Here is a 21,977-nt window from a genome sequence, read left to right as displayed (position 1 = left end):
GATAAGCTTAAAAGATTATACCCGGATTTGTCCGTTTCCTTTGATGATGATTTTTGTAGATGTTAACGCCGGAAGCCCCATCGGCCCTCTCGCGTGAAGCTTTTGCGTGCTGATGCCGATTTCGGCTCCGTATCCGAATTCAAAACCGTCCGTAAACCGGGTTGAAGCATTATGATACACGGCGGCGGCGTCAACGGCGGTCTGGAAGTAAGCCGCATGCTCGGTGTTCTCCGTCAGAATGGCTTCTGAATGGTTTGTGCCGTACTGCTGAATGTGGCGGACCGCCTCCTGTACGTCCTGCACCGTTTTCACACTGAGAATCGGCGCCAGATACTCCGCTCCCCAATCGGCTTCTTCTGCTTGTTTCGCTTGAGGCTCCAGTCTGCAAATCACCTGGTCTCCTCGGAGCTCCACCCCTTTTTCTGTCAGCTGATTCAGCAGCTTTCGCCCGTGTTCTTCGGCCCATTTTTCATGAATCAAAAGAGATTCAATCGCGTTGCAGACCGAAGGACGCTGTGTTTTGGCATTGATGACGACCTCGCTTGCCATTTGAGGATCTGCTGACTCATCTATGTACACGTGGCAATTGCCCGCTCCGGTTTCTAAAACGGGTACGGTTGATTCCCTGACCACAAGATCAATTAAATTTTTACCGCCGCGCGGGATCAATACATCCAGCCCGTCATTTAATGTAAAGAGCTGTTTGGCGGTTTCTTTGCTTGTATCTTCTATGAGCTGAACGGCATCAATCGGAAGCTTTGACAGCCCCAGAGCGCGTTTCATCACACTGACAAGCGCTATGTTGCTGTGGATAGCGGAAGAACTTCCTCTGAGCACAACCGCGTTTCCGGTTTTCAGGCAGAGTGTGGCCGCGTCTACGGTAACGTTCGGTCTGGCCTCATAGATCATGCCCACTACTCCGAGGGGCACGCGGATTTTTTCAATGGATAATCCATTTTCTTTTTGAATGGTCTCCAGCGATTCACCGACGGGATCTTCAAGACCGATCAGCAGTTCCACGGCGTCCGCGATATCGAGCAGGCGTTTTTCATCAAGAGTCAGCCTGTCAATAATGTCAGGTGTCAGTCCTCTGTTCCGTCCCGCTTCAATATCTTTCTGATTCTCTGTTAAAATCAGCCGGCGTTCATTTCTGAGTCCGTCTGCAATACATTGGAGCGCTTCGTTTTTTTCAGCCGTCGTTTTCATGACCATTTCGGCAGCCGCTTCTTTTGCCAAGGCTGCTTTTTGCAATACTTCACTCATTTGTGTTCCCCCTCGTCAAATAAATTCACCCAATCATCTCTGTGAATCACTTCCACCTGCTTCGTTCCTGAAAGCTGGTCGCTCCGCTTCCCTTTGGCTTCTAAAATTTCATCGGATGAGTACTGCGTCTGCCCTTTGCCGATAATGCCGCCGGGCCCTTTGACTTCCACTACGGCCCCTTTCGGAAAACTGCCGCAGACATCGGCGACGCCGGCCGGGAGGAGACTTGACCCGTTATGAATCATCGCCTGCTCCGCTCCCCCATCAATGATGATTTCCCCTGATATCGGAGAATGAAACATGATCCATTGCCGTGTATTATTTACTGAGGACAGGTCTTTATCGCCGATATAAGTGCCGTCGCCTTTTCCGTCTAAAATTCCCATCAGTTTTTCCCGTCCGGAGCCGGTTCCGATAAATACCTTCACCCCGAGCGACAATGCGGTCTGGGCGGCGAGAAGTTTTGACTTCATGCCTCCGGTGCCGACCTTTGAGCCTGCTGATCCGGCATATCCGAGCAATTCTGGTGTGATGTCATTCAGATAGTCGAACCGCTTTGCGTCCGGGTTTTCATTCGGATTGGCATCGTACAGCCCGTTAATGTCTGTGAGAATCATTAATTGGTCTGCATGAATCAAACCGCTTACAAGCGCCGACAGCATGTCGTTATCACCGAACGTCAGCTCTTCGACTGATGTGGAATCATTTTCATTAATAATCGGCACGACTCCCCGCTCCAACAGTTCCATTACAGTGGCATAGGCATTTCTGTACCGCTCTCTTTTTGAGAAATCATTTCTTGTTAATAAAATTTGTGCCGGCGTCAGACCGTATCTTTTTAAATGTTCCATATATTGCTGCATTAAAAGTGTCTGGCCGACTGCGGCAGCTGCCTGCTTTCCTTTTATCGTAACGGGTCGTGACGGATAGCCGAGAGCGGAAAAACCCGCTGCCACCGCGCCTGAGGTAATGAGGATCACTTCATGCCCGTTTTCTTTTAATAAAGAAATGGCTTCCGTATGTTCCTTGATTTTTGCTTCATCAATACTTCCGTTACTGTTGGTGAGCGAGCTGCTCCCGATTTTCACAACAATTCTTTGTTTTTTCATCGTTTCTCCTCCGTGGCAATCAATCCAAACCGGCTCTCGTCAATAAAAAAAGCCCATTCCGTCCTGAAAAATAAGGACGAAATGGGCTTTCCGTGGTACCACCTTGTTTGAACGCGTTTTTCACGCGTCCCGCTTTCCTGTAACGCCAGGTTATCGCGCCTGAGTTTTCCCCTCAGGACTCCAAGGCAGGTTCGGCAGGTTTCATGCGGCAAAATGTTTCAGCGGGCCATTTTGCTCTCTGTCACAGAAAGTTCTGCGTACTGATCCTCTTCAACGCTCAATGATTTTTTTATATTATGCAAAGAAAACAGGTTCTTGTCAAGACATTTTCATCCATAAAAAACAGTCCGCCTCCCCGGCGGACCGCCATTAATTAAATACGATCGTTTTGTTTCCGTGAACGATGACACGGTCTTCCAGATGCCATTTTACGGCTCTTGCCAACACGCTCCGCTCAATCGTTCTGCCGATATTCTTCAGATCCTCTGCGTGATCTCTGTGATCGACGCGTTCAATATCCTGTTCAATAATCGGCCCTTCATCAAGATCGTCCGTCACATAGTGAGAGGTCGCGCCGATTAATTTCACTCCGCGCTCATAAGCCCGTTTATACGGATTAGCGCCGATAAAGGCCGGCAGAAATGAATGGTGGATGTTAATAATCCGATTCGGATGGGCAGATACAAAATCAGACGTCAAAATCTGCATGTAGCGGGCAAGAACGATCACATCAATCTTATACCGCTCCAGCAGCTCAAGCTGGCGCCGCTCCACTTCGGCGCGGATGTCTTTGTTAGCTTTCATGTAATGGAACGGAATATTCAGCGGTTCGACCACTTCTTTGGCCTCTTCGTGGTTGCTGATAACGACCGCAATTTCGGCCATCATATTGCCGCTTTGCCATTCCCAAATCAGTTCATGAAGGCAGTGCAGCTCCTTCGATACAAAGATCGCCACCCGCTTCAGCTCACTTGCCAGAGACAGGCTCCATGTCATGCCGAATGTCTGGGCGATTGAGGCGAACGCCTGCTGTAAGTCCTCTTTTTTCTCACGAATGCCCTTGCAGTCGAATTCGATCCTAAGAAAAAACCGTCCGCCTTCAGGGTCAGTCGTGTATTGATTTGATTCAATAATGTTTGCGCCATGTTCAAACAAAAACGCCGACACTGCCGATACAATTCCCGGCTGGTCGGGGCAGCTGACAAGCAGGCGCCCTTTTTCCTCATTCCCGCGGCGGTATTCTTTCAGCCGCTGTGTCATATATGAATTCATCTGTTTTAATCCCTCGTATCTTCATAATTCGTAACTTACTAATAGATTATACTGAAGATTTGATAAAAATCAATTTACGAAAGAATTTTCAGCCCTACGGCAGCGCATAAAATAAGCGCAATGAAAAAGATGCGCTTCGCATCCTTCTGCTCGCCGTAGAAAAGAATGCCGGCTAATGCGCCGCCCGCCGTGCCGATACCGGTCCAGATCGCATAGGCCGTGCCCATCGCGATCGTCTCCATCGCATAAGAAAGCAGGGAAAAAGAAGCCGCAAATCCGGCGATAATGAAAAGAATCCATTTGACTTTCTTTTCTTTTTGAAATTGATTCATTAAAATGACCCCGAGCATTTCACAAAGACCCGCGGCTATCAGGCTGATCCAATGCATTACGCCTTCTCCTCCTTCGTCTCAGGCTTATCCTGTGTGACCAGCTTTAATCCGATGACACCGATCAGCAAAACGCCGATCAGCACGATTTTCACCGGATCGGCCTGCTCTTTGAAAAGCAGGATTTCACTGAGCACGGTGCCCGCTGTCCCGAGTCCGGTAAAGACCGCATATACCGTTCCTACGGGCAGGCTGTCTGTCGCCTTGATTAATAGATAAAAACTGATGATGATTCCCACAATCGTGCCGCTCCACGCCAGTGCCGAATCAGCATGTTTCAGGCCGGTGACCCATACCACTTCAAATACGGCCGCTATGACCACTAAACCCCATTTCATGTTCTTCACCCTTTCTGTATCCGGACAATACAAAAAAGCCCGGATAGTCGTCTCACATGAGATTGACTCTCCCGGGCTTTTTTCCCTCCGTGTGCATATGCGGGATATGTCCGCATATGTGTTTTCTCTCGGACCAGGCCATGTATAAACATGCGGAACCCTAGAAAACATGTCTGTTCGTATCATACTACATTTCGCCGAAACGTTCAACGTCAGATGTGATGTCAAAAACCGTCAGCTGCCTCTCCCATTTGGTAACGGTCTCACCGGGCACCATACCGATTTTTTCCGCGACACGGACGGAGGCAGCGTTTTCCGGATCAATCAGCGCCGCTATGCGTCCGTATTGCTGCGTATGAAAACCGTAGTCCAGACAGGCGTTCGCCGCCTCTGTCGCATAGCCGCAGCCCCAGCGGCGGCGGGCAAACATATAGCCGATTTCCATCAAAGTGTTTCCGTTTACCGTCTGCGGAACGATTCCGCATTGACCGAGAAATGCGCCCGTCTCTTTATCCTCTGCGATCCAAAGACTGACGCCGTATCCTTTGGCCAATCGTTTGTTCCAGGCAATCCATTCCTTCGTTTCCCGTCTGCTTTTAAGAGAAGGATAATATTTCATGACCTCTCTGTCGGTAAACAGCCCGTACAAATTTTCTTCATCGTCATCCCGCATAGTCCGCAGACGGATACGCCCGGTTGTCAGGATGGTGCCGGAAGACTTATGTTTCATCATGCACGCCACGTCTCCTTTCCCTGTATAGATTATGGATCCGGCAGGAAAAGTCCTTTCTCAGCATAAAAAAACCGCTTTTTAAAAAAGCGGTTTGATGATTACCAAGGTTTATCTGTTCCGAGCGCCTCGGCCAGGGCCTTGCTGTGTTTTAAGCGGTTTTTTCGTTCTCCGGCGCGCTGAACGGCCGTATTGTGAAGCATGATTTCTTCCTCGGTTTCCGGCACGATCCGCGGAACGGGTACCGATTTCCCGTTTGAATCAAGCGCGACAAAGGTCAGAAACGACGTTGCCGCAAGCTCGCGTTCGCCCGTCATCAGATGTTCTTTAATGACTTTGACAAACACCTCCATAGACGATGTGCCGACCCATGTGACGTAAGATTCAAGGCATACGGAATCCTGTTGGCCGATGGGGCGCAAAAAATCTACAGAATCCATTGAGGCCGTGACTGTTTCACACCGGCAGTGGCGGGCCGCGGAAATTGAAGCGATATCATCAATGTAGCTCATCAGCTTTCCGCCAAACAGCGTATTGTGATTATTCGTATCAAGCGGAAAAACCCTGCTTGTTTTAACAACCCTTGTTTCTTTGCAAAATCTTGATTCTGGCAACTTCATATTATTTAAACTCCCCTTTGGTGTCTGGTCGTTTTGACTCATTCATCTGTACCCTATTAAACAATACTTTGACCGTTTTGTCTAAAATTTTAAATATTAAGTTGGTTAGATATTCTCTCATAAATGTTTCATTATTCATCACATCCGGGAATAATAAACGCACATTGAATACCGATAGGAGGATATCACATGGACGTATCCATTCCCAAATCCACGCGGAAACCGGCTTGCCGCAGTGAGTTTGATGCTTTGCAGACAGTCATCTTATGCCGGCCGGAACACATGGCCATCAAGGATATTATTAACGGAACGCAGAAACATTTCAAACAAGAAAATATTAACATACCCGTTGCCCTCAAACAGCATAGTGAGTTTATTGACATTTTAAGATCTCATCAGATTGAAGTCGTCCTGCTGCCTGCCGATCCCGCATTGCCTGAGCAGGTATTCACCCGGGATATCGGATTTGTCTTAGGCGAGACGGCGTTTATTTCAAACATGGCGGCTTCAGTCCGGCAGGGAGAAGAAAAAGTGTTTCAAAACCTGCTTGACAATAAGAAAATCCCCTATACGCGACTGAAAAAAGCGAACATTGAAGGCGGCGACATCTTGATCGCAGACGGCACCGTTTACGCCGGGCTGAGCGAGCGCACGGATAAAGCGGCTGTCCGGGAGCTGCGGGAGGCGCTGCCGGAGATGACGGTTGTGCCGATCCCTCTCAAGGAAGATTTCTTACATTTGGACTGTGTATTTAATATGATCTCGGAAACGGAGGCGCTATACTGCAAAAATGGCTTGCGGCAGGAAGAAATTGATCTTCTCGCCGAACGTTTTGAGATGATAGAAGTGCCTGAAGAAGAGCAATTCACGCTCGGTCCTAATATCCTGTCAATCGGCAATCAGACAATTATCAGCCTGCCGCAGCACCGTCATACGAACCGCGAGCTCAGAAAAAGAGGTTATACAGTCATTGAAACCGAGTTTTCCGAAATTATTAAATCAGGCGGTTCCTTCCGCTGCTGCACCTTGCCGCTTGTCAGAACATCTTAAACATTTACAAGGCAGTTTCCTTCAAGATACGTTAATATAGAGAAGACAAGACTCTAAAGGGGGAAACCGAATGGCTAAGTACATAGGATACGCGGGAACATATACAAAAGGCGGAAGCGAAGGCATTTATTGTTTTGAACTTGATACAGAAGCGAAACGGCTCAGCCGTCCGAAGCTGGCAGCAAAGCTCGGCAACCCGACATACGTCACTCCGAATTCTGATAACAGCATGCTGTATTCCATTGAAAAGGCAGACGGAAAAGGCGGCGTCGCAGCCTATCAGATTCATCAGAACAGCGGGGAATTAACTTTTGTGAACCACCAGCTGATTGAAGGCCCGTCTCCATGCCACGTCAGCATTGATGATAAACATGAATATGTGTTAACCGCTAATTACCACAGCGGAAAAGTGCACGCCTTTCCCGTCAATGAAGACGGAAGTCTGCGGGAGCCGGCTGCCGAAGCCGCTCATACGGGAACAGGTCCTCATGAAAGACAAGAGAAACCGCATACCCATTTCGCAGGCTATACACCTGAGCATAACTACATTGCAGCCGTCGATTTAGGGACGGATACGCTTTATACTTACCAAATGAAAAACGGTTCGCTCACAGAGGTGAAAACTCACTCTTTCGCACCGGGTTCAGGGCCGCGCCACATCGTTTTCCATCCGGCGGAAAAATACGCCTATGTCATGACGGAAATCAGTAATGAAGTCATCGCGCTTGAATACAACCCGACCTTAGGTGAATTCAGAGAGCTGCAGGTCATTTCCGCTTTGCCTGAAGGCTTTACGGACAAATCGCAAGGCAGCGCGATCCGCATATCTAAAGACGGCAGATTTCTTTATGCCGCCAACCGCGGACATGACAGCATCGCCATCTATAAGATCAACCAATATTCCGGCGAATTGTCTCTTCTTGAATGGGTGCCGACAGAAGGAAACTGGCCGCGTGATTTCGCGTTTGACCCTTCCGAGACATTCCTTGTCGCGTCAAACGAAGAAACGGGAAATCTGGTTTTGTTTGAACGTGATCCGGAAACAGGCAAATTGACTCTGCTTCAATCTGACATTCCGGTTCCGTATCCGGTCTGCGTGTCATTTCTGCATCAGGTTTAATTAAAAAAGAAAGCTGACTTTATATTGTCAGCTTTCTTTTTTGTATAAATGGCAGGCGACAAAACGCCCCGCCTTCACTTCTTCAAGCTCAGGCGTTATCTTACCGCAGAGCTCCATCGCTTCAGGACACCGCGTCCTGAATACACAGCCGCTCGGCGGGTTAAGGGGGCTCGGCAGCTCCCCTTTCAGAATAATGCGTTCACGCTTGTCCTCAAGAAGCGGATCAGGAATCGGGATTGAGGATAAAAGCGCCTTCGTATAAGGGTGAAGCGGTTCCCGGTAAAGCGCAGCGCTTTCTGTAATTTCCATCATGCGGCCCAAATACATCACGCCGATCCGGTCGCTGATATGCTTGACCATTGATAAATCGTGGGCGATAAATAAAAATGTCAGCCCTTTCTCTTTCTGTAGCCTTTTTAAAAGGTTGACGACCTGAGCCTGTACCGACACATCCAGCGCGGAAATCGGCTCATCCGCCACGATAAATTCGGGATGCAGAGAGAGCGCTCTGGCAATCCCGATTCTCTGCCTCTGTCCGCCGCTGAATTCGTGGGGATACCGGCTGCCGAAATCCGGATGGAGCCCGACAGCTTCAAGCAGTTCATCCGCCATCATCAGACGGGCTTTTCTTGTATTGTAAAGATTGTGTATTTCCATCGGCTCCATAATAATTTCCCTTACGGTCAGGCGCGGATTTAACGAGGCGTAAGGGTCTTGGAAAATCATCTGCAGCTTGCGGAAGAAGACCGACCGCTGTTCTGCCGCGGCACGGTGTATATCCGTCCCTTCATATGATACCGAACCGGACGTCGGGTCATACAGACGGAGAATAACCCTTCCGAGCGTCGATTTACCGCATCCCGATTCTCCGACAAGTCCGAATGTTTCCCCTCTGTTAATGTGAAAGCTGACACCGTCGACTGCTTTTACGGCTTTCTTTCTTCCTGCGTCAAAATGCATTTTCAGCCCGCTGACTTCAAGGAGCGGAGATGCCGTCATTTTCTATTCCCCCTTTTCGCTTATACAGCGGCGTACGGTGCATAATTCTTTTTCATAGACGGTTCCTTCCAAAGACAGCACTTCGATTGTTTTTCCCGTTTTCGGGGAGTGCAGCATTCGGCCGTCTCCCAGCGCCAAACCGACATGGTGGATCGCGCCTTTTCCTTCTTCATAGGCGAAAAACAAAAGGTCAGCCGGCAGGATATCGTTTACCGCCGCGCCGCATCCGGCTTTTGCTTGGTCCGTTGCATCACGGGGAAGGGTATAGCCGTTTGCTTTAAATATCGAATACATAAACCCGGAACAGTCAAACCCGAAACCGCTCAGTCCTCCCCATAAATACGGAAGCCCGAGAAACATCATGCCCGTTTCGATGACATCGGCCGCCCGTCCTTCCGTATGCCGGCACTCGTCTGCGTCAGCTTCATTTACGAACCTTTCTCCGAGCGGCGTCACCACCCGGAAAAAGCCTTTCTCACGTCCTGATGCCGGAAGACGCGTTAGGAAACTTACTTCCAAGTCCGGTTTGCCGTTTGTGTGATATAAAAAAGCTGTCGGTTTGGTAATCCATACGGCGGGGGAAGATGCATGAAAGCCGTCTTTTGAAAGCTGGCTTTTTTTCATCCACCCCGGATATCCGCGCACATCCTTGTTTGAAGGCTGGCCGGGAACGGCGACAAAAGCCCATTCCCCTTCCTCTTTGAGAATGATCACTTCTTCCCCGAAAAGCGCTTGCGTTTGGACAAGGTTGTCTGTGCATAATTGCAGCCGCTCTTCATATCCCATAGACGCTAACCATTTTCTGATCTGCGGCGGGTTTTCGAGCATCGGCGCATCATACGAACGGGGAGATGACGGCAGCGTCCATACGTTGGCTGCCGCCGCTGTAACGGCTGCTCTCATCTTTTCGCCCCCTCTTGTATCGACACACCGGTAATGCCGAGACCCGGTTCGTCGGGAATCGCAATCTGACTGCCGCTGTATGTGATGCCGCCTTGAATCAAATCATCTTTCAGCATAAGCGGCGCATCAAAATCAAACCTCGTCACATTCCGTTTGCCCGCGGCAAAATGGGCCGCGGCGGTGATGCCGAGCTTGGTCTCAATCATGCTGCCGACCATGCATTCCACGCCGCACGTTTCCGCCATCGCATTGATTGTTTCCGCCTGCTTTATGCCGCCCGCTTTCATCAGCTTAATATTAATTAAATCGGCGCTTCTCGTCTGCAGCACGTGAAAGGCCTGACGGGGGGTAAAGACGCTCTCATCCGCCATAATCGGCGTGTCTACGGCATCTGTGACCTGCTTCAGCCCGGCGATATCCTCTTTGTGAACAGGCTGCTCGACCAGCTCAATGCCGAGGCCTGCGTCTTCCATCTTTCGGATCGCAGTCACGGCTTCTTTCGGCGTCCAGCCTTGATTCGCGTCCAATCTCAGTTTGACGTTTCCGCCGACACGTGATCTGATCGCCTGAATCCGCGCAACATCGTCCGATATGTCACCTATGCCGACTTTTACCTTTAAAATATGAAATCCTTTGTTCACATAACGGTCTGCATCCCCCGCCATCTCCTCAGGAGAATTGACGCTGACGGTAAAATCTGTTTCCAGTGTATTCCGATAGCCTCCGAGAAGCCGGTAAAGCGGCTGTCCGTGCATTTGCGCCCATCCGTCATATACAGCCATATCCACCGCGGCTTTTGCGCTTTGATTTCTTTCCAACAGCCGGCTGATATCAAACAAAACGGCTTCCATGCCGGAAAGGCTCCGCCCCAAGAGAGCGGGCTTCAGCACATCGTGGACGGCGCTTTCAATACCGGCCGCACTGTCGCCTGTAATGACAACCGTCGGCGGCGCCTCCCCCCAGCCGGTCAGACCGTTGTCAAAAGTGAGCTTCACAATGACCGATTCAGCATTGTAAACCGTGCGTAAAGCGGTCTTAAACGGCTTTTTCAGCGGCACGGACATCCGTCCCGTTTGAATATCTGTAATCCTCACGCCTGATCACTCCCTTCCGGAAACCCCCGATTCAATCGTTACCGCTTTGGCCGCCGTATCCATAACCGCGCGGGCTCCGATCGGAACGGCGAAGCTCGGTGAACAATGGCCGATTTTAAAGCCTTTGAGCGCGGGCTTCCCTGATTTGACAATGTAATCGTTCAGCACTTGCTCTAAAGTAAGCGACTTTTCTTTATGCTTCGGTTCGCATTGGTGAAAATCACAGACCAGGATTCCGGCTGCGTCTGACAGTTTTCCGGCCATCTTTAATTGATTCAGCATTCTGTCGATTTGATACGGCTCCTCATCAATATCCTCGATAAACAGCAATTTGTCTTTTGTATCAATTTCAAACGGCGTGCCGAGTGTGGACGTAATGAGCGACAGATTGCCGCCCGCAAGCTCTCCCTCGGCCCTTCCGCCTGTCAGCACCTCTAAGGGAGAAATGTCCTCCGTATAGGTGAATTCCGTTTCTGTAAAAAGCTGACGATACGACGCTTTTGTCAGGGGATCAGCATCTTCAAGCCCGACATCGGTGCTCAGCATCGGGCCGTGAAATGTGACGAGCCCCGTATTTTGATGAATGGCGGTATGTAAAAACGTGATATCACTGTATCCCCAGAAAATTTTCGGATTGCGGCGGATTAAGCCGAAATCGATGTCGGCGGCAATGCGGCCCGTGCCGAATCCTCCGCACGCGCATATCACCGCTTTGACATTTTGATCACTAAACATGTCATGGAGATCATCGAGACGCGCCCGGTCTTCTCCCGCCAAATAGCCGTGACGGGTCTTCAGCGCCCGGCCGAGTTTCACTTGAAGGCCAAGCTCATTCTCTAAAAACAGCAGCGCGGTTTGCAGCGTCCCGCTCTCAGGCGGGCTTGCGGGCGCAATCACACCGACCGTGTCGCCTTTTTGCAGTGCTTTCGGTTTATGGTTCATGACTTTTTCAATCTCCTTTCCGGATTGAAAAGTGAAACACGCCGCTCCTTTATCGGCAAAAGAGCGGCGTATGTTTCCGCTGTAAGATCAGGACTTTTCCGCCCACTTCAGATCAATGTAACCGACGGGGTGCCGGACAATGCCCTTCACGCCGCTGTTCTGCAGATGCACCTGATTGTAAAAGTAAATCGGAATGATCGGAGCCTCGTTCATGAGCAGTTTTTCCGCTTTATGCATGAGCGCAAAACGTTTTTTGGCATCGGCTTCCTGTTTTGCCTGCTTGATGTAGCCGTCGTATGCCGCGCTGCCCCAGCCGGTGCGGTTCATGGAATTATCCGTCTGGAAAGCCTCTAGAAAACTGATCGGATCTGCGTAATCCGGTAAAAATGAGCTTTGAGAGAACTGGAACTTCAGTCCTTTCTGCTCTTCTAAAAAGACGTTCCATTCCATATTGGCGAGCTTAACGTCTATACCGAGCACACTTTTGAGCTTCTGCTGAATCGCTTCCGCTATTTTCTTATGCTCCGGTTTTGTGCTGTATGTCAATGTAACGGCGGGCAGCTTGTCATAATGCTCTTCTGCCATGCCTTTTTCCAGCAGTTTTTTGGCTTCTGATTCATCCGGATTTAATAAACTGCCGCCCGCTTCGCGGAAATCTTTCCCGTCAGGCTGAGTAAATCCCGGGGACACAAAGGCATGTGCCGGCTTTTCACTGTTTTTGGTCACATAATCCGTGATTTCTTTCTGATCAATCGCTGCCGCGAACGCTTTTCTGATCTTTTCATTTTGAAACGGCTCCATTTTTACGTTAAAACGATAGAAATAGAGTCCGGCCTGATCCCACGTGCGGACATTTTTCCCTCCCATCAGCTGCTCGCTCAGCTCTGCCGGCACAAAGGCGGTATCCAAATCCCCCGACTGGAACATCTGATAGTCGGTATTCCGGTCACTGACCATCGCCCATGTGACTTTATCCAGTTTCACCGTCTTTTTATCCCAATACGTCTCGTTTTTGACCATCGTCATGCTGTCGTCATGCTTCCATTCCGTCAGTTTGAACGGCCCGTTGCCGACAAAGGTTTTTGCTTCAGTGAACCATTTCGGATCAGCCTTGGCGACCTTCTCATTAATCGGGAAATACGCCGGATTGGACACGACGCTCAGAAAATAATCCTGCGGTGCCGCCAATGTGACGACAAGCGTTTTTTTATCTTTTGCCGTGACTTTCACGTCTTCTTGTTTGCCTTTTCCGCTGTTAAATTCTTCCCCGCCTTTGATCATATAGCCGAGAAAAGCGGAAGATGCGCCCGTTTTCGGATCGAGCATCCGTTTCCAGGCGTACACGAAGTCTTCCGCCGTAACGGGATCGCCATTTGTCCATTCGGCGTTATCCCGGATATTGAAGGTATATGTCAGCTTATCAGCGGACACCTTCCAGCTTTCCGCCATGGCCGGTTCGGGCTTATTATCTTTTCCGAGCCTCGTCAATCCTTCCATGATGTTATTCAGCGGCTGCCAGGAAACATTATTAAATCCGATCGGCGGATCAAGTGAGGTCGGCTCATTTTCGTTATTGAGCCGCAGCACCGTTTCACCCCCCTGTTCTTTTGCTTTTCCGGGTTCTGTCCCCGCCTGTTCATTGGCTGTACAGCCCATCAGAGCAAACGAAACAACAGCAATCACACCGATCGCCCATCTCTTTTTCATTTCAATCCCCCTTTTTCCTCTGCTGCCGTCAGCTGCTGCTTCAGCCGCTCTGCACGGTGATCCTGAAGCCAGCAGTTGACGATATGGCTTTTGGATTTCACGGTTGTTGCCGGGTATACCTTTTCACAGACGATCATCCTGTCCGGGCAGCGGGCGGCAAACGGGCAGCCCGGCGGCGGATCGAATAAATCAGGCGGCGTCCCGTCAATCGGCGACAGCTCACTATCCTCCATATCCAGCCGCGGCACTGAACGAAGCAGCCCCTTTGTGTACGGATGAGCCGGACGGTAAAAAATATCATGCCTCGTGCCGATTTCGGCGATTTTCCCCGCATACATGACGGCGACTCTGTCGGCGGTCTGAGCGACGACGCCGAGATCGTGTGTGATCAGAATAATAGACACGCCTGTTTTTCTTTGAATCTTCTTAAATAATTCAAGGATTTGTGCTTGAATCGTCACATCAAGAGCCGTTGTCGGTTCATCGGCGATCATAATTTCCGGCTCGCAGATCAGAGCCATCGCAATCACGATCCGCTGCCGCATGCCCCCGCTTAATTGGTGGGGGTACTGCTTCAGGCGGGATTTCGAGTCCGGGATACCGACCAGATCCAGCATGGCGAGAACTTCGGATTCAGCTTGTTTTCTTGTCATGGCGCGGTGTTCCAACAGCGCTTCTGAGAGCTGATTCCCTATGGTCAAAGTCGGATTGAGCGCCGTCATCGGGTCCTGAAAGATCATAGAAATATCGAGCCCCCGGATTCCCCGCATTTCCCGATCCGACATTTGGCAAAGGTCTTTCTGTTTAAATTGTATGCTTCCGGATTCAATCTTTGCCGAATGTTTCGGAAGAAGACCCATCACGGCTTGTGACGTCACGCTTTTTCCGCAGCCCGATTCACCGACGATCGCAAACGTTTCACCTTTATATAAATCGAAGCTGACGCCTCTGACGGCTTTTACAGTGCCTCCGTATGTTGAAAAAGTAACATGCAGATTTTGAACGGAAAGAACTTGCTGCGCCATTTTTCCTACCTCCTCAGTTTCGGGTCTAACGCGTCCTGCAAGCCGTCTCCAAGTACGTTAAACGCGTACATCGTCAAGGAAATGAAAAAAGCGGGGAAAAACAGCCGCCACCAATGGCCTGATAAAATCGCCGGCAGCCCGTCGTTTGCCATGACTCCCCAGCTTGCAAACGGCGCCTGAATGCCGAGTCCGAGAAAACTTAAAAATGATTCCGCAAAAATCGCCGCCGGCACCGTAAGCGTCATTTGGACAATAATGGCTCCCATCGTATTCGGCAGCAGATTTTTCTTAATGATCCGAAATGTTTTCGCTCCAAACGTTTTCGAAGCCAATACGTGTTCATCATGCTTCATCCTCAGCACCTGCCCTCTGACAATCCGCGCCATGCCGACCCATCCCGTCACGGTCAGAGCGACGATAATGGAACTGAGCCCCGGCCCCATCAGCACCATTAACAAAATGACAACGAGCAGATACGGCAATCCGTAGAGAACCTCGATAATTCTCATCATAGCGCTGTCTGTCCGGCCCCCTTTGTAGCCGGCGACGCCTCCGTAGATGACGCCGATCAAAAAGTCGATCAGCGCCGCCATCACACCGACAAATAAAGAGATCCTCGCTCCGTACCACGTTCTTGTAAACACGTCCCGGCCAAGTTCATCGGTTCCGAACCAGTGTGAAAAAGACGGCGGAAGATTCTGCTCGGCGAGCGTCTGCCTTGTCACGCTGTGCGGTGATATCAGCGGACAGAACGCAGCCGATAGAAACAGGCAGCATAATATCACAAGCCCGGCCATCGCCAATTTGTTCTTTTTAAGCCGCCGCCACGCATCCTGACTGTAAGACAGGCTCGGACGCTTGACCGACTCGGTTTCACCCTTTCTTTCCGCGCCCGGCTGAAACCAGTCATCAGGCACTTCTGTGTGTTTTACCGTTTCTTGCGGGAGATTCATCAGGATCACCCTTTCTTATGAAGTTTTATGCGCGGGTCTAACAGGCCGTATGCCAAATCAACCAGAAACAGCAGGACGATCAGAATCACACTGTAAAATACGGTCGTTCCCATGATGACCGGGTAATCACGCTGATTGATGCTTTCTACGAAATATTTGCCCATTCCCGGTATGGCAAAAATTTTCTCGATGACGAAACTGCCTGTTAAAATACTTGCGGCAAGCGTCCCGAGGACTGTCACAACAGGCATAAGAGCATTTTTCAATGCGTGTTTGATCACAATTTTGACGGGAGAAAGCCCCTTTGCTTTTGCCGTGCGGATGTAATCCTGAGTCAGCACTTCGGCCATGCTTGATCTTGTCAGCCTCGCGATAATGGCCATGGGACCGACGGCAAGCGCAACAGTCGGCAGGACCATGTGAACGGGACTCGTCCAGGTAGCTGCCGGAAACCATTTCAGATGAACCGCAAATTGCTGAATCAGCAGCGTAGCCATAATAAAATTCGGAATGGAAATCCCGAGCACCGCAAGGCTCATGGCCGCGTAATCGAGAAATCCGCCGCGCCTGAGAGCGGCCATTATGCCGAGCGCGAGCCCGGAAATAACCGCGATGATGATCGCCGTTATCCCAAGCTCAAATGAGACCGGAAACCCGCGTTCAAGCATGGCGTTTACACTGTCTGACGGTTTTTTAATTGAAGGACCGAAATCAAAGGTAAGAATGGATTTTAGATAGATGGCGTATTGAGTGATAAGAGGTTCGTTCAGATGGTAGTAGGATTCGAGATTTCGCTGGACCGCTTCGTTTGTGCCCCGCTCTTCGTTAAAAGGCGAGCCGGGTATCACTTTCATCATGACAAATGTCAGAGTGGTGATGACGAGGACGGTCATAATCATGGCGATAAAACGTTTGATAAAATACCGCAGCAATGCCGTTCACCCCTTTAACAGAATGTTGTTCTCATGGCGAGTTCTGTCATGACGAGCATGGCCTGATAGGCTTCCGGCATGTCTTTTGCCTGAAATTGAACGATTGTCGTTCCCGGGATGATTTCTGTGCCCGGCATTAAATGGGCCCATTCAGCCTGTCCGTAGTTGGCAAATTCAATGCCTAATACAGGTCTTTCAGGCGGAATCAGCGGTTTGACCTTATCTTTATTTTTGAGCGCATAGGCTGTTTTTTCCGTCAGGAGCCGTCCGGCTTTTTGAGGGGACAGGCATTTGACCGCGGTTCTTGAAATGGTTTGTTTGACGGCGGCAGTCGTCACATTCGGGATCAGCTCCTCCGCTTCTTTTGCGGCGCAATCATCTCCTGCAGCCATGATGACCGGGACATCGTAAAATCCGGCGAGATAGGCATTTAACCCCAGTTCACCGACCGGCTTATCATTTATGTAAAAGTGGCGGACGCCGAATATCATGCTGTGCGACATAACGCCCGGCATCGACGCTCTCGCATGATAGCCGATAAACATCACACCCGAATACGATTCATCAAGCCCCTGCATCATGGAAAACGGCTTGACATCCCCCGTAATCAGCTCTGCCTCAGGGTGAAGTTTTTCCGCGAGCAGATTATTCATCTTTGAGTGGCTGTCATTCACGGTCACTTCCGTGCATCCGTTATTAAACGCTTCTGCGATGCACCAGTTTGCTTCTTCGGTCATCAGAACCCTGCCGCGCTCATAATTGTGCATGCGGGAATTGACAAATGTTTCATCAGGCAGCCCGGAAATCCCTTCCATATCCACAGATAGATACAGTTTCATGTAATGCCTCCTTTTTTACTTAAAATTCCGATATTGAATTATGAATATTCTAACAAATTATATTAAAAAAGGATGAAACATGCAATATACCATTCTGCCATTATGGGAAAAAACAAACCCTTTTCACCGGGAAAAGGGTTTGCTGATAGAAAAAGTTACATACTGTTTTTGCTTATATGATGACGCTGAAACTGTCTGACCGCACTTCTGTATTCATGATCGGGAATGACCTGATGCCTGATCGGTTCAGGAGCCTGCGGCGAAGGCTGTTCAACCGCCTGCTTACGGACGGCATGCGGTTTATGCGCCAGCTTATGTCCCATGCCGGTCGCATTCATGACAAATGATAAACACACTAAAAGCAAGCTTAAGATGAAAGCAATAAGAAACAAATCGCTGTATGTCCCCATCAGCAGGTCATGCGGCGATTGTGTGCCGCGCGCGCCCCGAAGCGTGCCGGAAGCATCTCTTTTCGTAAAATACCCTATTAAAACAGGTGCGCCCATATAAATGAAAAGCCTCAAAAACTGAACTGCCGTCATGCGTTTCACCAGTTCCGGAAGCGGTCCGCCCAACGCGGCTCCCATCAGTCCGGCTGCCACAATAAGCCCTGTCCCGGCCGCCAGCATCACGAAAAGCCCCGCAAATAGAATAAGCGGTATATGATGATCTGCCGTCATCCATTGGAAATTCACGAACACCAGTATAACAGAGCCTGTTATGCCGAGCATGCCCGGACCGACTTTATCATATGCTAATGCACTGATGACAGCGGCGATGGCCACGCCTCCCAAAAGGCTCGCATAAAGGAATATCAGTTGAGTTTGTGACATATGATATGCGGTCTGAAGCTCCCCGTGAAATGCAGAAAGACTGACCGCTATGGAAATACTGCCCGCAGCGATCATGAAAACACCCAGAATCGGCTTTGGAATCAGCATAAGTTTAATCGAAATCAGCGCATGTTCGTTTCTGTACTGCATGATCAGCAAGATCAGAAGAATGACGATGCTTCCTCCAAATCCCGCCAATGTCTGCCATGATGAAAAGCCCCATTTCGGCAGATGAATAAATGTATAGGCGGTCAGCACGGCTGATACACCCGCTAACAGAAAACCGATGCCGTCAAATGGAGATTTTTCAGCATTTTTATGAGCGTCATCCCGCAGCCACATATAACTGAAAATGAGGCCGAAAAAAGACAGCAGGCCAAAAATGCCGAACAGCCAATGCCAATGGCCGGCGCTTGCCGCCGTGCCTAAAACGGTTCCCATAATGACGGACCCGTAAAATCCGCCGATCAACACAAATAATGCGTAATTCCGGCGCTCAATCGGAAACGAAAGCACCAGCATCGGGATCATAATCATCAACATAGTGCCCGCCGCAGCTCCCTGTAAAAAACGGCCCGCGGCGAGCGGATAAATATCATTTGTCACAGCAGCAAGGAGCGCTCCGATGACACCCGCGGCCATCGAAATCATATAGACAGGCCGGGAGCCGAATCTTTTTCTTAAATACGGCCCCGCCGGCACGAATAAGGCAAATGCCATATTACCGATAATAATCGGATGAAAAGAGTCAAAGTTTTCCCCGCCGACCGTCTGCCGGACAAGGCTTTGGACAGCCGAAAGAGCGGTATTCGACATCAGCCCCGGCCCGACAGCCAGCACAGCAAGCAGAGAAATGATCCAGTGATGTTTTTCTTTCATGTGACAGCTCCTTTCTTACTATTTGACAAAGTGAAAAAGCTAACAGATTTCCCCCATTAGCTTGACAGAATTTTTCACATCTTTTCATGTGAAGGATTGAACATAATATCTCATTATTATTTCAAATCCGATGGAAATTGTCAATATAAAGCGCCGCCGTCCGATTTCGTCTTTTTCACAATTTCCCACAATCTTTTCATTATTATCCCACACTTTTTGTTTAAGATGGAGTCAGTAATAATAGGCAAATCATGCTATGATGAAATAGAGAAACGGAGTGAACATGATGGATAACTATCGTGATGAAAATCGGACAGACCAAAAAGAACAGGAAGTCCTTTTAGTAAAAGAAAACCCGCAGACGGCCGGATATTCCGCGCCGGACGAGGACAAGAAAAAACGAAGCTTCGGCTGGTTCAGACCGCTTCTCGGCGGAGTGATCGGCGGAGGGCTCGCCCTCGGCATCTATACATTTACGCCGCTTGGAGACCATCAGACTCAAGATACTTCCAATCCGGCTCCCGCTCAGGAAACGTCATCGGTAACCGCCAAGCAGACATCTTCTGAATCAGACAGCGGCAAATCGGCAAACAGCTCATCGGCAAATTCAAGCAGCATTTCGAATATGGTGGAAGACATTTCACCGGCGATCGTCGGGATCACCAATCTGCAGAAGCAGCAAAGCAGTTCCGATTTATTCGGATTCGGATCAAGCTCAGATTCAAACTCTAATTCGTCGGGTGATGATGCGGAAACGGGATCGGGTTCAGGCGTTATTTTTAAGAAAGCAAACGGCAAAGCGTATATCATTACGAATAACCACGTGGTCGAAGGCGCCTCTTCCCTTAAAGTGTCATTATTTGACGGCACCGATGTAACAGCTAAACTCGTCGGCAGCGACTCTCTGACAGACTTGGCCGTTTTAGAAATCAGTGATAAACACGTGACAAAAACGGCAAGCTTCGGCAGCTCATCCGCTCTCAGAACGGGTGAATCCGTCATCGCCATCGGTGATCCGCTCGGAAAAGACCTTTCCCGCACCGTCACACAAGGCATCGTGAGCGGCTTAAACAGAACCGTCTCGATCTCTACGTCAGCCGGCGAGTCGAGCATCAACGTCATCCAAACCGATGCCGCCATCAATCCCGGAAACAGCGGCGGACCGCTCTTAAATACAGACGGCAAAATCATCGGCATCAACAGCATGAAAATCAGCGAAAGTGATGTAGAAGGCATCGGCTTTGCCATCCCGAGCAACGATGTAAAACCGATCGCCGAAGAGCTTCTCACGAAAGGACAGGTGGAGCGCCCTTATATCGGCGTGAGCATGATCGACTTGGAACAAGTGCCGCAAAACTATCAGGAAGGCACACTCGGGCTTTTCGGCAAACAGCTGAATAAAGGCGTTTATATTCGCGAAGTGGCGCAGGGCTCACCTGCTGCCAAAGCCGGATTAAAAGCAGAAGACATCATTATCAGCTTAAAAGGGAAAGAAACTGACACGGGCAGCGAACTCCGCAATATTCTCTACAAGAATACGAAAGTCGGCAGCACCGTTGACGTGAAGATTATCAGAAACGGCAAGGAAATGACGAAAAAAATGAAACTGACTCAAAAAGAAGAAACATCTTCTTAACAAAAATCCAAGGCAGCCGCCTTGGATTTTTTATATACAGATGAAACTTTAGGCCTGGATCAGCCGTATGACTTAGTGTACAGGAGGATACATACACATGAACCAAACCGGACTTTTGCTGGTCGTTACAGGCCTGATCTTGCTGCAGCTGAGCATTCAGTTTCCTCAGCAAAACGCTGCTTGGGGTATGACGCTGGGTGCAAGCATTTTACTGAACCTTTCGGGAACCGGACTGATCATGCGCTCTCTGCACACGCAGACCGGCCGCAGATGAATGAAAAAAGCCGCGGGACATTCTGTCATCCCGCGGCTTTTATTTCACATAAAAGCACCCTGTCCGCTGGCCGGACAGGGTGTTTCGGTTAAGACATATGCTGGTCCCGATAAATCTTTTCGTTTTTCATGCCGTACGCTTTTTGCACGATATAGAGCGGACGGTCTTTTGCTTCGTCATAAATCCTTCCGATATATTCGCCGATCATTCCGAGCATTAATAGAACGATGCCGCTGAATAACAGCTGTATCACAATCAGAGAGGACCAGCCCGTAATGGTGCTGTTCGTAAACAGCTTCATGTATAAAACGATAAACATATAGAGAAAACCCGCTCCGGACATGATCATTCCCGCATAGCTTGCCGCCTTGAGCGGTTTATGAGAGAACGTTGTGATTCCGTCCATGGAAAGCTTCAGCATTTTTTTAAGCGGGTATTTCGTTTCCCCCGCAAGCCGCTCATCTCGTTCATATTCTACAGCAGTCTGCTTAAAGCCGACCCAGCTGACGAGTCCTCTGACAAAAGGATTTTTTTCTTTTAATCTTTTCATCTCATCACAGACTTTTCTGTCCAGCAGGCGGAAATCTCCGGTGTCGAGCGGAATATCAATATCAGTCACGCTCCGCAGCAGCCGGTAAAACATAGAGGCCGTCTGTTTCTTGAAAAAGGTTTCTCCCTTTCGTTTCGTTCTGACGGCGTACACCACATCGTAGCCTTCTTTCCACTGCTCAATCATATCAAGGATTAATTCAGGAGGGTCCTGCAAATCGGCGTCAATGACGGCGATTGCATTCCCCTCTGCATAATCCATACCCGCTGTGATCGCGATCTGATGTCCGAAGTTTCTGGAAAAATCAATAATTTTCACTCTCGGATCAATCAGACTTTGCTCTCTTAAAATCTCAATACTGCGGTCTTTGCTTCCATCATTGACAAAGATCAATTCATAATGCTCTTTTGTTTGATCCATGACTTCTTTCAGGCGCTGATAGGTTGTCTGAATGACGAGTTCCTCGTTATAAACAGGGACGACTATTGATAATTGAATATGTCTGCTCATGTTTTTTCCT

At 49.4% G+C, this 21,977-nt stretch carries 22 protein-coding genes, 1 riboswitch and 1 other annotated feature; of the genes, 4 read left to right on the top strand and 18 right to left on the bottom strand.

From position 1 onward, the window contains the following. Positions 1-15 precede the first annotated feature (15 nt). The 7 genes from proA to NSQ37_RS12410 all read right to left on the bottom strand — a co-directional run bounded on the left by proA (position 16) and on the right by NSQ37_RS12410 (position 5,721). Positions 16-1,263, bottom strand: a complete 1,248-nt coding sequence (proA, locus tag NSQ37_RS12440) for a glutamate-5-semialdehyde dehydrogenase (RefSeq protein WP_007407232.1) — start codon at positions 1,261-1,263, stop codon at positions 16-18. Next, positions 1,260-2,372 (bottom strand): glutamate 5-kinase, encoded by a 1,113-nt coding sequence (gene proB, locus NSQ37_RS12435; RefSeq protein WP_039062960.1) that lies wholly within the window; start codon positions 2,370-2,372, stop codon positions 1,260-1,262. The genes proA and proB overlap by 4 nt, the downstream gene beginning before the upstream one ends. A 69-nt stretch (positions 2,373-2,441) precedes the next feature. Then, positions 2,442-2,655 (bottom strand) — a binding site (T-box leader). A gap of 86 nt (positions 2,656-2,741) precedes the next feature. Beyond that, positions 2,742-3,644 carry a formyltetrahydrofolate deformylase gene (purU, locus tag NSQ37_RS12430; RefSeq protein ID WP_007407234.1) on the bottom strand — a complete coding sequence of 301 codons (903 nt, stop codon included), beginning with the start codon at positions 3,642-3,644 and terminating at the stop codon, positions 2,742-2,744. A gap of 74 nt (positions 3,645-3,718) precedes the next feature. Beyond that, positions 3,719-4,033, bottom strand: coding sequence for a DMT family transporter (locus NSQ37_RS12425; RefSeq protein ID WP_007407235.1), 315 nt, complete (start codon positions 4,031-4,033; stop codon positions 3,719-3,721). Continuing rightward, positions 4,033-4,371 carry a DMT family transporter gene (locus tag NSQ37_RS12420; protein WP_015239709.1) on the bottom strand — a complete coding sequence of 113 codons (339 nt, stop codon included), beginning with the start codon at positions 4,369-4,371 and terminating at the stop codon, positions 4,033-4,035. Before NSQ37_RS12420 ends, NSQ37_RS12425 begins: the two co-directional genes overlap by 1 nt. A gap of 66 nt (positions 4,372-4,437) precedes the next feature. Next, a riboswitch (guanidine-I (ykkC/yxkD leader) is annotated at positions 4,438-4,546 on the bottom strand. A 12-nt stretch (positions 4,547-4,558) separates the two neighbouring features. Further along, on the bottom strand, positions 4,559-5,104 hold the full coding sequence (locus NSQ37_RS12415; protein WP_021493807.1) for a GNAT family N-acetyltransferase: 546 nt from the start codon (positions 5,102-5,104) through the stop codon (positions 4,559-4,561). 98 nt (positions 5,105-5,202) lie between these two features. Further along, positions 5,203-5,721, bottom strand: coding sequence for an acyl-CoA thioesterase (locus NSQ37_RS12410; protein ID WP_003154772.1), 519 nt, complete (start codon positions 5,719-5,721; stop codon positions 5,203-5,205). A 189-nt stretch (positions 5,722-5,910) separates the two neighbouring features. Here NSQ37_RS12410 and NSQ37_RS12405 point away from each other — a divergent pair, with 189 nt between their 5' ends. Both NSQ37_RS12405 and NSQ37_RS12400 read left to right on the top strand, forming a co-directional pair. Then, positions 5,911-6,771, top strand: coding sequence for a dimethylarginine dimethylaminohydrolase family protein (locus tag NSQ37_RS12405; RefSeq protein WP_015239707.1), 861 nt, complete (start codon positions 5,911-5,913; stop codon positions 6,769-6,771). 70 nt (positions 6,772-6,841) lie between these two features. Continuing rightward, a complete protein-coding gene (locus NSQ37_RS12400; RefSeq protein ID WP_032866102.1) occupies positions 6,842-7,891 on the top strand; it encodes a lactonase family protein in 1,050 nt (349 codons plus the stop codon). Between the two features lie 27 nt (positions 7,892-7,918). Here the strand turns inward: NSQ37_RS12400 and NSQ37_RS12395 are convergent, their stop codons facing one another. From NSQ37_RS12395 to NSQ37_RS12350, 10 genes are all read right to left on the bottom strand, one after another. Continuing rightward, entirely contained in the window at positions 7,919-8,890 is a 972-nt protein-coding gene (locus NSQ37_RS12395; protein ID WP_020955703.1) for an ABC transporter ATP-binding protein, read from the bottom strand. 3 nt (positions 8,891-8,893) lie between these two features. Next, entirely contained in the window at positions 8,894-9,793 is a 900-nt protein-coding gene (locus NSQ37_RS12390; protein WP_007407242.1) for a C40 family peptidase, read from the bottom strand. Beyond that, entirely contained in the window at positions 9,790-10,857 is a 1,068-nt protein-coding gene (locus tag NSQ37_RS12385; protein ID WP_301296531.1) for a dipeptide epimerase, read from the bottom strand. The genes NSQ37_RS12390 and NSQ37_RS12385 overlap by 4 nt, the downstream gene beginning before the upstream one ends. Positions 10,858-10,893: 36 nt before the next feature. Then, on the bottom strand, positions 10,894-11,829 hold the full coding sequence (locus NSQ37_RS12380) for a S66 peptidase family protein (protein WP_012117376.1): 936 nt from the start codon (positions 11,827-11,829) through the stop codon (positions 10,894-10,896). Between the two features lie 87 nt (positions 11,830-11,916). Next, positions 11,917-13,536 (bottom strand): peptide ABC transporter substrate-binding protein, encoded by a 1,620-nt coding sequence (locus NSQ37_RS12375; protein ID WP_012117375.1) that lies wholly within the window; start codon positions 13,534-13,536, stop codon positions 11,917-11,919. Next, complete coding sequence (locus NSQ37_RS12370) at positions 13,533-14,561, bottom strand: ABC transporter ATP-binding protein (protein ID WP_094031672.1); 1,029 nt, start codon at positions 14,559-14,561, stop codon at positions 13,533-13,535. The genes NSQ37_RS12375 and NSQ37_RS12370 overlap by 4 nt, the downstream gene beginning before the upstream one ends. A gap of 5 nt (positions 14,562-14,566) precedes the next feature. Beyond that, on the bottom strand, positions 14,567-15,514 hold the full coding sequence (locus NSQ37_RS12365; RefSeq protein WP_094031671.1) for an ABC transporter permease: 948 nt from the start codon (positions 15,512-15,514) through the stop codon (positions 14,567-14,569). Positions 15,515-15,519: 5 nt separating this feature from the next. Further along, complete coding sequence (locus NSQ37_RS12360) at positions 15,520-16,446, bottom strand: ABC transporter permease (RefSeq protein ID WP_007610853.1); 927 nt, start codon at positions 16,444-16,446, stop codon at positions 15,520-15,522. A 14-nt stretch (positions 16,447-16,460) separates the two neighbouring features. Continuing rightward, the gene (locus NSQ37_RS12355) at positions 16,461-17,285 is read right to left on the bottom strand and encodes a M55 family metallopeptidase (protein WP_341123868.1); all 825 of its coding nucleotides are present in this window, start codon (positions 17,283-17,285) and stop codon (positions 16,461-16,463) included. A 155-nt stretch (positions 17,286-17,440) separates the two neighbouring features. After that, the gene (locus tag NSQ37_RS12350; RefSeq protein ID WP_094031670.1) at positions 17,441-18,997 is read right to left on the bottom strand and encodes an MFS transporter; all 1,557 of its coding nucleotides are present in this window, start codon (positions 18,995-18,997) and stop codon (positions 17,441-17,443) included. A gap of 286 nt (positions 18,998-19,283) precedes the next feature. On the opposite strand from NSQ37_RS12350, the gene htrA reads away from it, so the two are divergent. Together htrA and NSQ37_RS12340 are read left to right on the top strand one after the other, a co-directional pair. Next, entirely contained in the window at positions 19,284-20,633 is a 1,350-nt protein-coding gene (gene htrA / locus NSQ37_RS12345) for a serine protease HtrA (RefSeq protein ID WP_153014822.1), read from the top strand. 97 nt (positions 20,634-20,730) lie between these two features. Further along, a complete protein-coding gene (locus NSQ37_RS12340; RefSeq protein ID WP_015239698.1) occupies positions 20,731-20,907 on the top strand; it encodes a hypothetical protein in 177 nt (58 codons plus the stop codon). 88 nt (positions 20,908-20,995) lie between these two features. On the opposite strand, the gene NSQ37_RS12335 is transcribed toward NSQ37_RS12340, so the two are convergent. Beyond that, the gene (locus NSQ37_RS12335; protein WP_253613043.1) at positions 20,996-21,967 is read right to left on the bottom strand and encodes a glycosyltransferase family 2 protein; all 972 of its coding nucleotides are present in this window, start codon (positions 21,965-21,967) and stop codon (positions 20,996-20,998) included. Positions 21,968-21,977: the final 10 nt, after the last annotated feature.

It is taken from the genome of Bacillus sp. FSL P4-0334, from assembly GCF_038004825.1.
In the GTDB taxonomy this organism is placed as follows: domain Bacteria; phylum Bacillota; class Bacilli; order Bacillales; family Bacillaceae; genus Bacillus; species Bacillus velezensis.
This window is presented reverse-complemented; position numbering and strand designations above follow the sequence as displayed.

Excerpts from the sequence above, each read along its gene's own strand:
- proA (WP_007407232.1), bottom strand. The coding sequence starts at position 1,263 with ATGAGTGAAGTATTGCAAAAAGCAGCCTTGGCAAAAGAAGCGGCTGCC.
- proB (WP_039062960.1), bottom strand. The coding sequence starts at position 2,372 with ATGAAAAAACAAAGAATTGTTGTGAAAATCGGGAGCAGCTCGCTCACC.
- purU (WP_007407234.1), bottom strand. The coding sequence starts at position 3,644 with ATGAATTCATATATGACACAGCGGCTGAAAGAATACCGCCGCGGGAAT.
- NSQ37_RS12425 (WP_007407235.1), bottom strand. The coding sequence starts at position 4,033 with ATGCATTGGATCAGCCTGATAGCCGCGGGTCTTTGTGAAATGCTCGGG.
- NSQ37_RS12420 (WP_015239709.1), bottom strand. The coding sequence starts at position 4,371 with ATGAAATGGGGTTTAGTGGTCATAGCGGCCGTATTTGAAGTGGTATGG.
- NSQ37_RS12415 (WP_021493807.1), bottom strand. The coding sequence starts at position 5,104 with ATGATGAAACATAAGTCTTCCGGCACCATCCTGACAACCGGGCGTATC.
- NSQ37_RS12410 (WP_003154772.1), bottom strand. The coding sequence starts at position 5,721 with ATGAAGTTGCCAGAATCAAGATTTTGCAAAGAAACAAGGGTTGTTAAA.
- NSQ37_RS12405 (WP_015239707.1), top strand. The coding sequence starts at position 5,911 with ATGGACGTATCCATTCCCAAATCCACGCGGAAACCGGCTTGCCGCAGT.
- NSQ37_RS12400 (WP_032866102.1), top strand. The coding sequence starts at position 6,842 with ATGGCTAAGTACATAGGATACGCGGGAACATATACAAAAGGCGGAAGC.
- NSQ37_RS12395 (WP_020955703.1), bottom strand. The coding sequence starts at position 8,890 with ATGACGGCATCTCCGCTCCTTGAAGTCAGCGGGCTGAAAATGCATTTT.
- NSQ37_RS12390 (WP_007407242.1), bottom strand. The coding sequence starts at position 9,793 with ATGAGAGCAGCCGTTACAGCGGCGGCAGCCAACGTATGGACGCTGCCG.
- NSQ37_RS12385 (WP_301296531.1), bottom strand. The coding sequence starts at position 10,857 with ATGTCCGTGCCGCTGAAAAAGCCGTTTAAGACCGCTTTACGCACGGTT.
- NSQ37_RS12380 (WP_012117376.1), bottom strand. The coding sequence starts at position 11,829 with ATGAACCATAAACCGAAAGCACTGCAAAAAGGCGACACGGTCGGTGTG.
- NSQ37_RS12375 (WP_012117375.1), bottom strand. The coding sequence starts at position 13,536 with ATGAAAAAGAGATGGGCGATCGGTGTGATTGCTGTTGTTTCGTTTGCT.
- NSQ37_RS12370 (WP_094031672.1), bottom strand. The coding sequence starts at position 14,561 with ATGGCGCAGCAAGTTCTTTCCGTTCAAAATCTGCATGTTACTTTTTCA.
- NSQ37_RS12365 (WP_094031671.1), bottom strand. The coding sequence starts at position 15,514 with ATGAATCTCCCGCAAGAAACGGTAAAACACACAGAAGTGCCTGATGAC.
- NSQ37_RS12355 (WP_341123868.1), bottom strand. The coding sequence starts at position 17,285 with ATGAAACTGTATCTATCTGTGGATATGGAAGGGATTTCCGGGCTGCCT.
- NSQ37_RS12350 (WP_094031670.1), bottom strand. The coding sequence starts at position 18,997 with ATGAAAGAAAAACATCACTGGATCATTTCTCTGCTTGCTGTGCTGGCT.
- htrA (WP_153014822.1), top strand. The coding sequence starts at position 19,284 with ATGGATAACTATCGTGATGAAAATCGGACAGACCAAAAAGAACAGGAA.
- NSQ37_RS12340 (WP_015239698.1), top strand. The coding sequence starts at position 20,731 with ATGAACCAAACCGGACTTTTGCTGGTCGTTACAGGCCTGATCTTGCTG.
- NSQ37_RS12335 (WP_253613043.1), bottom strand. The coding sequence starts at position 21,967 with ATGAGCAGACATATTCAATTATCAATAGTCGTCCCTGTTTATAACGAG.